We start from the raw sequence: 15,456 nt of genomic DNA, 5'->3' as shown, positions 1-15,456 counted from the left end.
AACAAGGAAAAATAGCGATGTACAAAAAATATTTTTCACGTTTTCACTGGCAAGCTGCTCTGCTAACGCTACCTTTTCTGATCCTGTTCTGTTTATTCCAAATTGCTCCCATGATTTGGGTATTCGTGAATAGCTTTATCTATGAAGAGAGTTGGTCTTTTGCAAATTATCTTGAAATTTTTAGCAACGATTTTTATCTGCAAGCTTTTGAAAACACTATGTGGTTATCGATTATTTGTAGTGTGATTGGCCTGCTAATCTCTGCTGTGACTGCATTTTCAATTTATAAAATGCAGGGCAAAATTCGCAGCATGATGATCTCTTTCACGACCATGGCAAGTAACTTTAGTGGAGTCCCGTTAGCCTTTGCTTTTATTATTATTTTAGGATTTAACGGGGCAATTACCCTACAGCTTAAAGCATGGGGGATTATTGAAGATTTCAATATCTACAGCGCTAGTGGGCTCATGGTGTTGTATATCTACTTCCAAATTCCACTTGGGATTTTATTACTTTACCCCGCTTTTGATGCTTTAAAACCTGAATGGGAAGATGCCGCCAAAACCATGGGGGCGAGCAAGTTTTCTTATTGGTGCAAAGTAGGCATTCCTGTCATTGCACCTGCATTATTGGGAACATTTATTATTTTAGTTGCTAATGCGGTAGGTGCTTATGCAAGTACATATGCACTGACAAGTGGCAATTACAATCTTGTCACGATCCGTATAGCCAGCCTTGTTTCAGGTGATCTCTATTTAGAACCCAATATGGCAGCTGCATTATCGGTACTGCTGATCATGATCCTAGGGTTTATTACTGCCATTCATCATTGGCTGTTAAAACGGAGCTACCATGCCAAGTCATAGCATGACAACAAAAACAAGCCACAACTCAGGACTGTGGCTGCATAAATTAATTCTGATTAGTGTCGTCAGTGTGCTTGCGCTACCCATTGTTGCAACCTTTATTTATTCCATTGCAACACAATGGGGAGCAACCATACTGCCTGATGCTTTATCGCTAAAATGGTATCTACAGCTATGGCAAGATCCGCGATTTTTACTCGCCTTTGGCCGTTCATTGATTATTTGTTTTGGCACATTACTGATTAGCACCTTAGTCATTTTGCCGATGACCTTCGCGGTGTTCTATCGATTCCCAAAACTAAAAGGATTGATGGATTTATTGATCATCCTACCATTTGCTATTCCCCCTGTCGTTTCCTCCGTCGGGCTATTACAAATTTTTGCCGATGAGCCTTTTATGTTAGTGGGTACCCCGTGGATCCTAATTGGCACATACTTCACTATCACATTACCTTTTATGTACCGCGCACTGGCGAATAGCTTCCAAGGCATTAATTTACATGATTTGATGGATGCAGCACATTTACTAGGATCAAGTACTTTTAAAGCCTTTTTATTGATCATATTGCCGAATATCCGCAAAGGATTATTAGTCTCTTTGCTAATTTCATTTTCATTTTTAATGGGTGAGTTCGTATTTGCCAATATTTTAGTCGGCACCCGTTATGAAACATTACAAATTTACCTGTTTAACATGCGTCAAACCAGCGGCCACTTTACCTCTGCGTTAGTGATGTCCTATTTCCTATTTACTCTACTACTGACTTGGCTAGCGACTCGTATGAGTCGTTCTGGAGATGAATAATGAGTTATGTGATTGCTGAAAATTTAACTAAATCCTTCGGCCAAAACCAAGTGTTCTCAAATATCCAATTTACGATTGAAAAAGGTGAGTTCATCACTCTATTAGGACCAAGTGGCTGTGGAAAATCAACATTATTACGTTGCATTGCCGGCCTTGAACAACCTGATAACGGTGAACTGTATATCAACCGTAAAAACATTACCCAGCAAGCCGCTCAGCAACGTGGGGTTGGGATGGTTTTTCAAAGTTATGCCTTGTTCCCAAATATGACGGTTGAAGACAACATTGCCTTTGGTTTGAAAATGCGCAAAGTGGAGAATAGCGAGCGTAAAAAAGCCGTTGCCGAAGTGATCGATATGGTGGAATTACAAGGCAAAGAGCAACAATTTCCTCATCAACTTTCTGGCGGTCAGCGTCAGCGCGTAGCCTTAGCGCGTGCTTTAGTGATGAAACCTCAGATTTTGTTACTTGATGAACCCCTTTCTGCACTTGATGCACGTATTCGTAAACACTTACGCCAACAGATCCGTCACATTCAACGCGAACTCAAACTGACCACCATTTTTGTTACTCATGATCAGGATGAAGCCATGATCATGTCTGATCGCATCTTTTTAATGAATAAAGGGGCGATTATCCAAAGCGATACCGCCGAAAATATTTATACTCAGCCTGCAAGTGAATTTGTCGCCCGCTTTATGGGCAACTATAATCTTGTTGAAGCGGAAAAGGCTAACGCATTACTCGGCCTGAATTTGCAAGGCACACTCGCTATTCGCCCTGAATCCATTTATGTTAAAGAAGCGGGCCGTCACTATGGCGATCATATTTCACACCCTGTTGATGCCATCATTGTTGACCACCAACTATTAGGCAATATTATTCGTTATTCAGTGAATACCCAAGTGGGCAACATGACTGTCGATTTACTTAACCGTTCATCGGAGCGTTTATTTGAACCCGGTACACGACTCGAGTTAATGTTCAATAAAAATGAAATTCGTGCGCTCAGTTAGCCGAAATGGAAAGGAATACAATGCATAATAAATTGGCTATTTTTGATTTAGATGACACCTTAATCGAAGGAGATAGCAGCGTATTGTGGACACAATACTTATGGGACAAACAGGTGATCACCGACCCACGTTTTGTTGAGGCTGATAAACAGATGATGGCTCAATATAACGCGGGCACACTTGATATGACGACATACCTGCGGTTTAGCTTACAAGCGCTGTCAGGTATCACCACTCAAAAAATTGATTCATGGCTAGATGATTTTATCGATGAAGTGATCATCCCTCGAATGTACCCAGAGGGGATCCGCACTTTAGAACATTATCGGCAACAAGCGATCCCGATCATAGTGATCTCTGCAACTGTTTCATTTATTGTGAAGAAAGTCGCTCAACGCTTTGGTGCTGACGTGGCCATGGGGATTGATATTAAACAACAAAATGGTTGTTATACGACTGAAATAGAAGGTATTCCCACCTTCAAGCAAGGCAAAGTTAAACGGTTATTGCAATGGATCAGCCACCAGCCAATCACTGATGCTTATTGTTATTTTTACACCGACTCCGCCAATGATCTGCCAATGTGTCAATTTGCCGATGAAGTGTTTATTGTTAATGGCGATCAAAAGCTACAACAAGCCGCAGAAGAAAATAATTGGCGGCAGTATCGTTGGCACTTATAGCCTTATTTTTAGTTTGTGACCGGTCCTAAATAAAGTTGACACTTTTCCAATCTAAAATTGGAGAGTGTAATGAAACCAATAGGTAAACGAACTCAACGTGATTATTCTCTTGCCTTTAAACTGGCGGTTGTTGACCAAGTAGAAAAAGGCGAGCTCACCTATAAACAAGCTCAATATCGATATGGCATACAGGGGCGTTCAACTGTTTTGGTTTGGTTACGTAAGCATGGTAGATTAGATTGGTCGGAAGGTACGCCCAATACTCTTTATAAAGGTGCTGCTATGAACCAAACCTCGGAGCAACAAACACCTGAACAACGCATTAAAGCCCTTGAAAAAGAGCTTGAGGAGATGCAGCTCAAAGCTGATTTTTTTGAGGCGGTTGTCAAAGTGATGGATAGGGATTTTGGAGTTCGCCTCTCAAAAAAGCGCAAAGCCGAGTTATTAAGGAAAAAACGGTTGAAAAACTCACCGTAACCAAAGCTTGTCGTTTTATGAAAATCACTCGGCAAGCCTATTACAAACGTCAAGATACGTCTGATAAGCGGAAAAAATTAGATGCAATTATTGTTTGTGCTGTGAAATCTGAGCGAACAGTTCACCCTAGGCTTGGGGTGAGAAAATTACACTTTCTTTTGAAACAAAAACAATTAATTATTGGTCGTGACCGATTATTTTCTTTGTTGAGAGAACATCGCTTATTAGTGCCTAATAAGCGGTCATATCATCGAACAACATTGAGTCATCATCGATTTCATCGACATCCAAATTTAATTAAATCAGGGTTTATCCCTTCACAACCGGAGCAACTGTGGGTTGCTGATATTACGTATTTATCCACACACGAAGGAGATACTTATTTAAGTCTGATCACCGATGCTTATTCGCGAAAAATAGTGGGTTATCATCTTGATGACAATATGAAAACAAAAGCCGTCAAGAAATCATTTGTACAAGCATTAAAAAAACGAAGTTCAACCACGACCTTGATCCATCATTCAGATCGAGGCTTACAATACTGTTCGTCGGAATATCAGGAAATCCATAAAAAACATAATATTCAATGTTCTATGACGGATGGCTATGACTGTTATCAAAATGCATTAGCAGAGCGAGTCAATGGGATATTAAAAATGGAATATTTGTTAATAAAGCCGAGAAATTTAGAACAGGCTAGGAGGTTGGTTGAAGAATCAATACAGATTTATAATGAAAGGCGACCTCATTTATCATTAAACTATAAAACGCCCGATGAGGTTCATCGAGCATTTTATACCTGAAAAGTTGTCAACCTATATCAGGACTAGTCATTGAATACACCATTATTTAAATATGATTTGTCTCTAGCCCATAGATATGTGATTTCCCCTAAATCACACATATGTCATTTCCCCTAAATCACACATATGTCATTTCCTCTAAATCACACATATGTCATTTCCTCTAAATCATTCATTCGAGAAAAAGGCGGCAAGTAAAGATATCCCAAGGAGCATACACAAGTATGTGACTTGGGTAGCTGAGCGCGGCCAACGCATTTATCGTATGAATGATGACGAGGAAAGACAAGTAAAGATATCCCAAGGAGTGCATACACAAGTATGTGACTTGGGTAGCTGAGCGCGGCCAACGCATTTATCGTATGAATGATGACGAGGAAAACGCTTGAGAATAATGGGGAGAACACTATACTGGGATCTCTTGTCGGAGTGCTCAGTGGTGTAAACCACGGGCTGAGACCGTTAATTCGGGATCCGCGGAACCTGATCGGGTTAATACCCGCGAAGGGAACAAGAGTAATCATTTAGCGTCTAATTTTGGTTGTTTCGCCGCTCACCTTTAGGTTGATGAAAAAACTAGCAATATGGCGAAACTAATAGTACCGCAAAATTAACGCACAACGTCTTACCATTACTCCATCCGACTCCAGACAAGCAACTTTCTTACGATAAACCAGAGCAATATGTTTGCTCGTGACAATGTCAGGAAATTGCTATGTCCCAAAATAATGTTATCCCTACAACTGATCTTTCGCCGAAAGCAGCACCTGCTCGCACCCGTAAACAACAACGCGATGCTGCTGAAGACTTCATCAACACCATTTCTGGTGTTTCATTTCCAAATTCACAACGTATCTACCTTACTGGCTCAAGAGATGATATTCAGGTTCCTATGCGTGAGATACAGCTCTCTCCAACCCTGATTGGCGGTGATAAAGATAACCCTATACTGGAAGACAATGAGCCAGTTCCTGTTTATGATACTTCAGGCCCTTACGGCGATCCCGCTTCAGACCTAAATGTTCATAAAGGGTTAACAAAAATTCGTGAAGGTTGGATACGCGAAAGAAATGATACCACCCAAGTCGACAGCCTAAGCTCTGACTTCACACAGCAACGTTTAGCCGACGCAGGACTCGACCATTTACGTTTTAATCATCGCCCACAGCCTTTAAAAGCACTCGCTGGTCACTGTGTGACTCAACTTCACTATGCACGCAAAGGCATTATCACGCCAGAAATGGAGTTTATTGCTATTCGTGAAAACATGGGTCGCGAGCGTATCCGTGGTGAAGTATTACTTCAGCAGCACCCAGGCCAAAGCTTTGGAGCCAATCTACCTGAAAATATTACGCCTGAATTTGTTCGCCAAGAAGTTGCTGCGGGTCGCGCTATCATTCCAGCCAATATTAATCATCCTGAATCAGAACCGATGATTATCGGCCGTAACTTTTTAGTCAAAGTTAACGCCAATATTGGAAACTCCTCAGTAACCTCTTCTATTGAAGAAGAAGTCGAAAAACTGATTTGGTCGACTCGCTGGGGTGCCGACACTGTAATGGATCTGTCCACTGGCCGTTATATCCATGAGACTCGTGAATGGATTTTACGCAACAGCCCTGTACCAATCGGTACCGTTCCTATCTATCAAGCGTTAGAAAAAGTCAATGGCGTTGCTGAAAACCTCACTTGGGAGATGTTCCGCGATACGCTACTTGAGCAAGCCGAGCAAGGTGTCGATTACTTCACCATTCATGCAGGTGTCCTACTTCGTTATGTGCCAATGACTGCGAAACGTCTCACCGGTATCGTCTCGCGTGGTGGGTCGATTATGGCGAAATGGTGCCTATCTCATCATCAAGAAAACTTTTTATATGAAAACTTCCGCGAAATTTGTGAAATCTGCGCCGCCTATGATGTTTCTTTGTCATTGGGCGATGGATTGCGCCCCGGCTCCATTCAAGATGCCAATGATGAAGCGCAATTTGCAGAATTACATACATTAGGTGAATTGACGAAAATTGCTTGGGAATATGATGTTCAAGTGATGATTGAAGGCCCGGGACATGTGCCAATGCAGATGATCCGTCGTAATATGACCGAAGAGCTTGAACATTGTCATGAAGCCCCGTTCTACACACTAGGCCCACTGACGACTGATATTGCACCTGGTTATGACCATTTCACTTCAGGGATTGGTGCTGCAATGATCGGTTGGTTTGGCTGTGCAATGCTGTGTTATGTCACACCCAAAGAGCATTTAGGCTTACCGAATAAAGAAGATGTTAAACAAGGGCTGATCACTTACAAAATCGCCGCTCATGCCGCTGATCTCGCCAAGGGGCATCCCGGCGCACAAATTCGTGATAATGCCATGTCTAAAGCACGTTTTGAGTTCCGTTGGGAAGACCAATTCAATCTTGCCTTAGATCCTGACACGGCACGTGCTTATCATGATGAAACCCTCCCGCAAGCTTCTGGTAAGGTGGCGCATTTTTGTTCCATGTGTGGACCTAAATTCTGCTCGATGAAAATCTCACAAGAAGTTCGTGATTATGCCGCGAAAAAAGAAGCGGGTATGGAGCAAATGTCTGAAGCATTTCGCTCTCATGGTAGCGAGTTGTACCACAGTGCAGAGGTTGTGACCGATGAAAAAATTGCCTAATACCCCTTTTCCACCAACAGAACGGTATCTCGGTTTGTACCCTGTTGTGGACTCTGTGGAATGGATTGAACGCCTGCTAAATGCAGGTGTTACTACAATTCAATTGCGTATTAAAGATAAACAAAATGATGAAGTACGTGATGCTATCCAACAAGCCATTGCACTAGGAAAACAACACAACGCACGCCTCTTTATCAATGATTATTGGCAATTGGCTGTTGAACTTGGTGCTTATGGTGTTCATCTCGGACAAGAAGATCTTGAAACAACCGATCTTGTGGCGATACACCAAGCGGGATTGCGTTTAGGTGTTTCAACTCATGATGAACACGAACTTGCCATCGCTAAATCAGTGCGCCCTTCTTATATCGCAATGGGGCATATTTTTCCTACTGAAACGAAGGTGATGCCATCATCCCCTCAAGGACTGGAAACCCTAAAATCGATGGTTGAGGCAACGCCTGATTATCCCACTGTGGCTATCGGTGGGATCTCTATCGATAAAGTACCAGCGGTACTCGCAACTGGGGTAGGTAGTGTTGCGTTGGTTAGTGCGATCACAAAAGCTGATGACTGGTTAGCGGCAACCAAAAGCTTGTTGCAACTCGTCGAAAATCATTGATTACCTGAATCAAACCGATCGTTTGTGCCTCAAGCCGATCGGTTAATTCAAGGAGCATATCATGTTAAATGATCAAGAATTTATGCGTTATAGCCGTCAATTATTACTCGAAGATGTTGGTCCTGAAGGGCAAGCTAAGCTCAAAGCAAGCAAAGTATTAATTGTTGGCCTCGGCGGTTTAGGTGCCCCTGCTTCACTTTATTTAACGGCGGCAGGTGTCGGTGAATTATGGCTCGCAGATCACGATGAGTTGCATATTTCTAATCTGCAACGGCAGATCCTGTATAGCACCGATGACATTCCACAATCAAAAGCAAAACTCGCTTCTGAGCGGCTTAAAAACTTAAACCCTTTAGTCAAAACACATGTGCTACAGCAGAAATTAGATGCGAAAACGTTACTGCCTTTAGTTGAGCAAGTCGATTTAGTGCTTGATTGCTGCGATAACATGGCCACTCGGCATGCGGTCAATGCAGCGTGTGTCCTTACCAATACGACATTAGTCAGTGGTAGCGCGGTGGGTTTTGGCGGTCAATTAATGGTACTTGAGCCACCATTCAATCACGGTTGTTATGCCTGTTTATATCCAGATCAAGAAGAGCCACAGCGGAATTGCCGTACTGCGGGTGTACTTGGTCCTGTCGTTGGTGTGATTGGTACATTACAGGCACTAGAAGCAATCAAATTACTGATTGGGTTACCTTCATCACTCAGCGGTAAGTTGCGATTATTTGATGGTAAAAACCAACAATGGAATACATTGCAGCTGACACCTTCAGTTGAATGTCCAGTCTGTCGAGAAGAAACATGCGCCTTATAATTAATGACCAACCGATGGAGTTTAGCGCTCCCTTAACAGTGACTCAGTTGTTAGCGGCTCTACAGCAAACTACTGCGGGTACAGCATTAGCCATCAATCAAGTCATCATTCCGCGTCATCAATGGGATTCGCATACCGTGAATGACCAAGACAATATTTTACTGTTCCAAGCTATTGCAGGGGGCTAAACATGTTAACAATTGCAGATGTCACTTTTCAATCACGCCTTTTTACAGGTACAGGTAAATTTGCCAACTCGACTCTGATGCAAGATGCTATTTCAGCATCAGGTAGTCAATTGGTCACGATGGCCATGAAACGTATCGATTTACGTGGCAGCAATGATGGCATTTTGCAGCCATTGCAAGAAATCGGCGTAAAGTTACTACCAAATACATCTGGCGCTAAAAATGCCCAAGAAGCCATTTTTGCTGCGAGATTAGCACGTGAAGCGCTGGGAACTCATTGGGTAAAACTGGAGATCCATCCTGATGTGAAATATTTGCTACCAGATCCAGTCGAAACACTGATTGCAGCGGAACAGCTGGTCAAAGAAGGATTCGTCGTTCTGCCTTATTGCAGTGCCGACCCTGTTCTTTGCCGTCGCCTAGAGGAAGTCGGTTGTGCGGCGGTCATGCCTCTTGGAGCGCCGATTGGTACTAACAAAGGGCTGGCAACCAAAGAAATGTTGCAAATCATTATTGAACAAGCAACGGTTCCTGTCGTCGTTGATGCCGGTATTGGTGCACCAAGCCATGCTCTCGAAGCGATTGAAATGGGGGCAGATGCTGTACTGGTTAATACTGCCATCGCGGTGGCTAAAAATCCTGTTCTCATGGCTCAAGCATTCAAATTAGCCCTAGAAGCCGCTGAGTTTGCGCGACTTGCAGGGCTAGCAGCCACAAAACAGCATGCCGAAGCCTCTAGCCCATTAACTGAGTTTTTGGGGGCATTACAATGAACAACAGTTTCCGTCAACGCTGGCAGCAGCTTGATTGGGATGATCTGACATTACGCATCAATGCGAAGACCACTCAAGATGTTCAAAATGCACTTGCTCGCGACACACTTATATTAGACGATTTTATGGCACTGTTATCACCAGCAGCGCGCCCATTTATTGAACCTATGGCTCAAAAAGCTCAGCGATTAACTCGCCAACGCTTTGGCAATACAGTGGGTTTCTATGTGCCATTATACCTATCCAACCTATGTGCTAATGATTGTACTTACTGCGGTTTTTCAATGAGTAACCGTATCAAACGTAAGACTCTCGATAAAACGGAAATCATCAATGAATGCGAAACCATCCGCAAAATTGGTTTTGATAGCTTGTTATTGGTCACTGGAGAGCATCAAACAAAAGTAGGCATGGATTATTTTCGCGAGCACTTACCTACGATACGCCGCTATTTCAGTTCATTAATGATGGAAGTACAACCACTTAGCACAGAGGAATACGCAGAACTGAAAACATTAGGGTTAGATGGCGTCATGGTTTACCAAGAAACTTACCATGAACCCGCCTATCAATTGCATCATCTTAAAGGTAAAAAACAGGACTTTCACTGGCGATTAGAAACCGCAGATCGCCTAGGCCAAGCCGGTATCGATAAAATTGGCCTCGGTGCTTTAATTGGATTATCAAACAATTGGCGTACTGACTGCTATATGGTGGCAGAACACCTTATTTATCTACAAAAACGTTATTGGCAAACCCGTTACTCGATTTCGTTTCCTCGATTACGTCCCTGCGCTGGTGGTATAGAGCCCGCCTCACTCATGAGCGAAACTGAATTAGTACAACTGATCTGTGCATTTCGTTTGCTAGCTCCGGATGTAGAACTATCGCTCTCAACACGTGAATCACCCTACTTTCGTGATCACGTTGTTCCCTTGGCTATCAATAACGTCAGTGCAGGATCAAAAACCCAGCCGGGAGGCTATGCAGATGACCACGCAGAGCTAGAACAGTTTTCTCCACACGATAACCGTAGTGCCGCTCAAGTCGCTCAATCACTGATCCGCGCGGGGCTACAACCCGTTTGGAAAGATTGGGATGGTTACTTAGGTCGTTAGCCTATCTTTACCTTATCGACATGTTGAGTGGTCATTTGGCGATAAGTAAATGAAAAATGCTGAAAACCAAATATGAGCACTACATTAGCCAGCTTCAAGGACGAAGCTGACTCTTCGAGTCACTATTAAACCGTTTATACGCCAAATAATTTAGAATATGCAGCTAGCACGAGAGAGAGTAATACCATTTGTATGAATTAACATAGCCACACTACGGTAATAAAAAAAACGGTAATTTGAAATACAACAATATATAGCTTATTATTAACCTTTCTTTATCATTTAAGTCAAATTTACACTGATTATTTTTAACTTATTTATTTAGATTTTATAAAATAATAGAAAAAGCAAAATACACATCGCGAACAATTCAAAAACACGTCAACAAAAAATAGGCATTCGTTATTAAATTCATTATAAACACCCAGCATTACCACAATAAATCAATATATTACAACAAATCATTATTATATTAATAAATATAAAAATAATTAGAATGATTCACTAACTTAGTGCCAGAATTAAGTCAAATCATAAGAGGATTTGTTTCAATAGCAATATATTAATTGAAAAATCAGGTAAACAGAAGGCCGGATATCTTAATTCATCGCATGAAAAATGTCCTCTATTAATTATCATTTTTCAATACTCGGTAGCATTTTGAAAAAAATTAATTAGCCTATTATTTGTCTCATCATTATTCATGATAAAAGAAAGATTGCGATAAAAATGGAAGCCTCTTTTTATCGCCGCAATCATAAAATAATACATTCATCATTATGATGTTGGAGAATGAAAATAATGAATATTGTTGATCGGTTTATTTCTTATACCCAAATTAATACCACCACCAATAGGGAAAACGGCGCGGCAGGTATCATGCCATCTTCAGAAGGCCAGCGCGTTTTAGCAAAGAAATTAGAGCAAGAATTAGAAGCTCTGGGGGTCGAAGACATTAAATTACGCGACACCGCCATTGTGACTGCAACCCTCCCTTCTAATCTTGACTACGATGTACCAACAGTCGCTTTCTTTGGCCATTTAGACACCAGTGCAGAACAAACTAACGATACAAAAGCGCAAATCTTACCTTACACAGGGGAAGATCTATGCTTAAACCAAGAACTCAATATTTATCTACGTAAAAGTGAGTTTCCCGAGTTAGCTGATTACTTAGGTGACGATATTATTGTGACCGATGGAACGAGTCTACTCGGTGCTGATGATAAAGCGGCCATCGCCTCTATCATGGACATGCTGCAATATTTCAAACAAAACCCAGACATTAAACACGGTACCATCAAAATTGGCTTTGTTCCTGATGAAGAACAAGGCTTACGTGGTGCAAAAGCCTTTGACGTACAAGAGTTTGGTGCTGACTTTGCTTATACCCTCGATTGTTGTGGTATTGGCGAATTAGTGTATGAAAACTGGAACGCAGGTGATGTTGAAATCGTTTTTACAGGTAAATCTGCTCATCCCATGTCAGCAAAAGGTAAATTAATCAATTCATTATTGATGGCACAAAAGTTTATAGCCATGTTACCTGGGGGAGAAGCACCTGAATATACTGAAGGTCGCGAAGGTTATTACTGGGTCAAACAGATGTCTGGTAATAGCGCACGGACGGTCTTAAAAATGGATGTGCGTGATTTCACAGAAGAAGGCTACCGTGCCCGCATGGCATTTTTGAAAAAATTGGCAAATCACTGTGAAGATTTATGGGGTAAAGAAAGCGTAACTTGTACGCTCGCCGATCGCTATTCAAACGTTTATAACAGTTTACAGGGTGAAAACCGTTACCCTATTGATATTGCGGTTGATGCTTATCAAGCCTGTGGTATTACACCTAAAGTGATCCCAATGCGTGGCGGCTATGACGGTGCAGCTCTGTCACAAAATGGTTTACCGTGCCCAAATATCTTTACTGGTGCACATAACTTCCACTCAATCTATGAATATTTACCCGTTAAATCACTCTATGCTGCCAGTGATGTACTAAAACAGGTAGTCCAGATCACCGCTGAACGCTTCAAACCAGGAGCTAAAGCATGATCCCAATTCTAACGGTTCTCATTATCGTTGTTTTGGTCGCGCGCTTTATCCTTAAAGGTTACAAAGCTGAACCTGTGTTATTTATTGCGGGTTTAGTATTGATGATCTTTACTTTAGCGCTCGGCTGGGGGCCTGTTCTCCCCAAGAATGTAGCATCCACAGGCCTAACATGGCTTGATCCATTTGAAGTTATGCGTGATCTGTTTAGTAGCCGCGCAGCAGATCTTGGATTAATGATCATGGCACTAATGGGTTTTGCCCATTATATGGATCACATCGGTGCTAATGAGGCCGTTGTGCGAGTGGCAACTAAGCCGCTGAAAAATATGCGTTCTCCATATGTACTGCTATTTTTCTCCTTTCTGCTTGCAAGTATCCTACAACTGGCCATTCCGTCAGCAACAGGCTTAGCCGTACTATTGATGGGAACCATGTTTCCAATCATGATTGGGCTTGGCTTATCGCCTGCATCTGCTGCGGGGGTGATTGCAACGTCATTAGGTGTGGCCTATACGCCAACAGCGATTGATGCGATCCGTGGTGCAAAAGCCGTTGATATGTCTGTCGTTGAATATGTGCTGTATTATCAAGGTCCCGCAGCGCTTGCAACTGTTTTAGCTGTCGGTATCACGCATATTTTCTGGCAACGCCACTGTGACCGCAAGGCTGGCTTCATTCCTGAAATCGGTAAAGCAGTACTATCTCATGAAAAAGAAGATAGTAAAAAAAGCATTCCAGGGTATTACGCTATCTTACCTATGCTACCGATCATCATGGCCGTTGGCTCTTCAAACCTGTTTTTTGAAGGGATCCATCTTGATGTGGTGACTATTGTACTGATTGCGATGGCAATTTGTATGCTGCTCGAAACACTACGTCTTCGCGACTTCAAATCAGTGTGTAATGGCTTCCAACACTTTTTAAATGGTATGGGTCATGCCTTTAGTAACGTAGTTGGCTTACTTGTTGCTGCTGGGGTGTTTGCACATGGTATCAAAGTCAGTGGTGCGATTGACCAATTGATTTTGATGGCTGAATCTGTTGGCTTACCACCATTTGCAATGGCGCTGGTATTTGCATTAGTCACCTTAGCTGCGGCAATCATCATGGGATCAGGTAATGCACCTTTCTTGGCCTTTGTGGAATTGATCCCACAGATCGCACATAGCATGGGAGCAAATCCAATTGCAATGATCTTACCAATGCAACAGGCTTCCCATATGGGCCGTGGTATGTCACCCGTTGCAGGGGTCATTATTGCCGTATCAAGTGGGGCTAAACTGCAACCATTTGATGTCGTCAAGCGAACCGCTGTACCACTCATGGTTGGATTCGTGATCCACTGCGCAATTATCGGTCTATTTTACTGATCATAGTTCTATTGAAAAATATCAGAGGGGGAAATACTTCCCCCTTTTTCTATTTATTTGAATTTAACGTTTACCGTACTGATCTAGATAATTACGACTCTCTTTTCCGCAACAAGAATCAATTGTACGATTGATTATGTCCGACATTTTATTCACAGCTGCAATGATATTTGGCAGTTGTTCACACACAGAATTGCAATCTACAGAGTCTTTATGCGGTAAAACTGGTGGTGTCAGGCTATCACACAGTACTTCTTCCAGTACTAACACAAAATTGGCGATACCTGTCGTGTAAATATATGCACGCCCATCGGTTTCTTTTGCCAAACGTTCATATTCCCTTGTCACATTGTCTCTATCCGCAAGGGTGGGAAAACGATCAAGGTTTGTTGGGCTATCATCTGGCGTCCCTTGATAAGTATAAACCTTAACCCCTGCTTCTTGAGCCACAGATATTGCCTCATTGTTTTTCGCTATCGCAGCGCGAGTCAAAATTCCACCACCTCCCTCCATTCCCTCATCACCTAAAACAAAAATTGCTCTACGTGCATCATCACGCCAATCAAAGTGTTTGCTAATATCAATAACAGCTCGGCAAAGATCTTCTTTATTTCCAGCATGATCTCGTCCATCTGATTCTCTAAACGGCAGCCTAGCCTGTAGATCACGTTCATTAACCCCCAACTTGATCAGATACTCACTTGCTGATTGATCAAACTTTGTACCAGCCCATGTCCCTTCAATACCTAAAAATGTCGCACGTAAACGAGATGGGCAATTTGCTGATGCTTTTTCAATTGCGGCATCAATTTGCTTACTAAGGTCGCTTGCCTCATCAGACATTGAGCCGCTCGTATCAATAACAACGACTAAATCTAATGCGATTGCACCATTTCCAGTCACTAATTGAGCTGTTTGACTTCCCTTCATCGTAGTTGATAAATAAGCAGCGGCAGCAGAAGGCATATCAGAAATAAAAGAATTAACCTTATTGTCACTACTATCTATATTTTTATTCATAACGATGCTCCTTTGAATTTTATAGTTTCAAATATATTGAATTAAAATATTATGATGATGTATTTCTGAATGAAGTTACATAATCCCTCAATTGCTAGTTGAGGATGAGCATTATTAATTTATTCTCGCAAACAATCACTCCACAATTAATAGAATGCGTTTTCAAAATTTAACA

At 42.1% G+C, this 15,456-nt stretch carries 14 protein-coding genes and 1 riboswitch; of the genes, 13 read left to right on the top strand and 1 reads right to left on the bottom strand.

The features are described 5' to 3' along the window. Nucleotides 1-17: 17 nt before the first annotated feature. From M1E96_RS01730 to dcuC, 13 genes are all read left to right on the top strand, one after another. Entirely contained in the window at nt 18-866 is an 849-nt protein-coding gene (locus M1E96_RS01730) for an ABC transporter permease subunit (RefSeq protein ID WP_233445789.1), read from the top strand. Then, complete coding sequence (locus M1E96_RS01725; RefSeq protein ID WP_272581325.1) at nt 853-1,671, top strand: ABC transporter permease; 819 nt, start codon at nt 853-855, stop codon at nt 1,669-1,671. The genes M1E96_RS01730 and M1E96_RS01725 overlap by 14 nt, the downstream gene beginning before the upstream one ends. Beyond that, nucleotides 1,671-2,687 (top strand): ABC transporter ATP-binding protein, encoded by a 1,017-nt coding sequence (locus M1E96_RS01720; RefSeq protein ID WP_070928508.1) that lies wholly within the window; start codon nt 1,671-1,673, stop codon nt 2,685-2,687. The genes M1E96_RS01725 and M1E96_RS01720 overlap by 1 nt, the downstream gene beginning before the upstream one ends. A 20-nt stretch (nt 2,688-2,707) precedes the next feature. Next, nucleotides 2,708-3,370, top strand: a complete 663-nt coding sequence (locus tag M1E96_RS01715) for an HAD family phosphatase (protein ID WP_319069149.1) — start codon at nt 2,708-2,710, stop codon at nt 3,368-3,370. Nucleotides 3,371-3,439: 69 nt separating this feature from the next. Continuing rightward, nucleotides 3,440-4,650, top strand: a protein-coding gene (locus M1E96_RS01710) for an IS3 family transposase (protein WP_319069321.1) whose coding sequence is annotated in 2 segments (ribosomal slippage) — nt 3,440-3,788 and nt 3,788-4,650 — 1,212 coding nt in all. Because the reading frame shifts where the segments join, the coding sequence is not laid out codon by codon here. Nucleotides 4,651-5,065: 415 nt separating this feature from the next. Beyond that, nucleotides 5,066-5,177: riboswitch (TPP riboswitch) on the top strand. A gap of 188 nt (nt 5,178-5,365) precedes the next feature. After that, nucleotides 5,366-7,315 (top strand): phosphomethylpyrimidine synthase ThiC, encoded by a 1,950-nt coding sequence (gene thiC, locus M1E96_RS01705; protein ID WP_140187700.1) that lies wholly within the window; start codon nt 5,366-5,368, stop codon nt 7,313-7,315. Then, complete coding sequence (thiE, locus tag M1E96_RS01700; protein WP_070928506.1) at nt 7,299-7,937, top strand: thiamine phosphate synthase; 639 nt, start codon at nt 7,299-7,301, stop codon at nt 7,935-7,937. Before thiC ends, thiE begins: the two co-directional genes overlap by 17 nt. 61 nt (nt 7,938-7,998) lie before the next feature. Then, nucleotides 7,999-8,757 carry a HesA/MoeB/ThiF family protein gene (locus tag M1E96_RS01695; protein ID WP_140182946.1) on the top strand — a complete coding sequence of 253 codons (759 nt, stop codon included), beginning with the start codon at nt 7,999-8,001 and terminating at the stop codon, nt 8,755-8,757. Further along, on the top strand, nt 8,745-8,945 hold the full coding sequence (thiS, locus tag M1E96_RS01690) for a sulfur carrier protein ThiS (protein WP_070928502.1): 201 nt from the start codon (nt 8,745-8,747) through the stop codon (nt 8,943-8,945). The genes M1E96_RS01695 and thiS overlap by 13 nt, the downstream gene beginning before the upstream one ends. A 2-nt stretch (nt 8,946-8,947) precedes the next feature. Next, a complete protein-coding gene (locus M1E96_RS01685) occupies nt 8,948-9,718 on the top strand; it encodes a thiazole synthase (protein WP_070928501.1) in 771 nt (256 codons plus the stop codon). Further along, nucleotides 9,715-10,836, top strand: coding sequence for a 2-iminoacetate synthase ThiH (thiH, locus tag M1E96_RS01680; RefSeq protein ID WP_272581326.1), 1,122 nt, complete (start codon nt 9,715-9,717; stop codon nt 10,834-10,836). Before M1E96_RS01685 ends, thiH begins: the two co-directional genes overlap by 4 nt. An 801-nt stretch (nt 10,837-11,637) precedes the next feature. After that, the gene (pepT, locus tag M1E96_RS01675) at nt 11,638-12,891 is read left to right on the top strand and encodes a peptidase T (protein ID WP_272581327.1); all 1,254 of its coding nucleotides are present in this window, start codon (nt 11,638-11,640) and stop codon (nt 12,889-12,891) included. After that, entirely contained in the window at nt 12,888-14,261 is a 1,374-nt protein-coding gene (gene dcuC / locus M1E96_RS01670) for a C4-dicarboxylate transporter DcuC (protein ID WP_070928493.1), read from the top strand. The genes pepT and dcuC overlap by 4 nt, the downstream gene beginning before the upstream one ends. A gap of 63 nt (nt 14,262-14,324) precedes the next feature. Here the strand turns inward: dcuC and M1E96_RS01665 are convergent, their stop codons facing one another. Continuing rightward, a complete protein-coding gene (locus tag M1E96_RS01665) occupies nt 14,325-15,227 on the bottom strand; it encodes a VWA domain-containing protein (protein WP_272581328.1) in 903 nt (300 codons plus the stop codon). Between the last annotated feature and the right edge of the window lie 229 nt (nt 15,228-15,456).

This window comes from Providencia sp. PROV236 (genome assembly GCF_033676985.1).
Taxonomy (GTDB): Bacteria; Pseudomonadota; Gammaproteobacteria; order Enterobacterales; family Enterobacteriaceae; genus Providencia; species Providencia manganoxydans.
This window is presented reverse-complemented; position numbering and strand designations above follow the sequence as displayed.

What these genes read in the sequence shown, in the direction of transcription:
- M1E96_RS01730 (WP_233445789.1), top strand. Translation starts at nt 18, where the DNA reads ATGTACAAAAAATATTTTTCACGTTTTCACTGGCAAGCTGCTCTGCTA.
- M1E96_RS01725 (WP_272581325.1), top strand. Translation starts at nt 853, where the DNA reads ATGCCAAGTCATAGCATGACAACAAAAACAAGCCACAACTCAGGACTG.
- M1E96_RS01720 (WP_070928508.1), top strand. Translation starts at nt 1,671, where the DNA reads ATGAGTTATGTGATTGCTGAAAATTTAACTAAATCCTTCGGCCAAAAC.
- M1E96_RS01715 (WP_319069149.1), top strand. Translation starts at nt 2,708, where the DNA reads ATGCATAATAAATTGGCTATTTTTGATTTAGATGACACCTTAATCGAA.
- thiC (WP_140187700.1), top strand. Translation starts at nt 5,366, where the DNA reads ATGTCCCAAAATAATGTTATCCCTACAACTGATCTTTCGCCGAAAGCA.
- thiE (WP_070928506.1), top strand. Translation starts at nt 7,299, where the DNA reads ATGAAAAAATTGCCTAATACCCCTTTTCCACCAACAGAACGGTATCTC.
- M1E96_RS01695 (WP_140182946.1), top strand. Translation starts at nt 7,999, where the DNA reads ATGTTAAATGATCAAGAATTTATGCGTTATAGCCGTCAATTATTACTC.
- thiS (WP_070928502.1), top strand. Translation starts at nt 8,745, where the DNA reads ATGCGCCTTATAATTAATGACCAACCGATGGAGTTTAGCGCTCCCTTA.
- M1E96_RS01685 (WP_070928501.1), top strand. Translation starts at nt 8,948, where the DNA reads ATGTTAACAATTGCAGATGTCACTTTTCAATCACGCCTTTTTACAGGT.
- thiH (WP_272581326.1), top strand. Translation starts at nt 9,715, where the DNA reads ATGAACAACAGTTTCCGTCAACGCTGGCAGCAGCTTGATTGGGATGAT.
- pepT (WP_272581327.1), top strand. Translation starts at nt 11,638, where the DNA reads ATGAATATTGTTGATCGGTTTATTTCTTATACCCAAATTAATACCACC.
- dcuC (WP_070928493.1), top strand. Translation starts at nt 12,888, where the DNA reads ATGATCCCAATTCTAACGGTTCTCATTATCGTTGTTTTGGTCGCGCGC.
- M1E96_RS01665 (WP_272581328.1), bottom strand. Translation starts at nt 15,227, where the DNA reads ATGCCTTCTGCTGCCGCTGCTTATTTATCAACTACGATGAAGGGAAGT.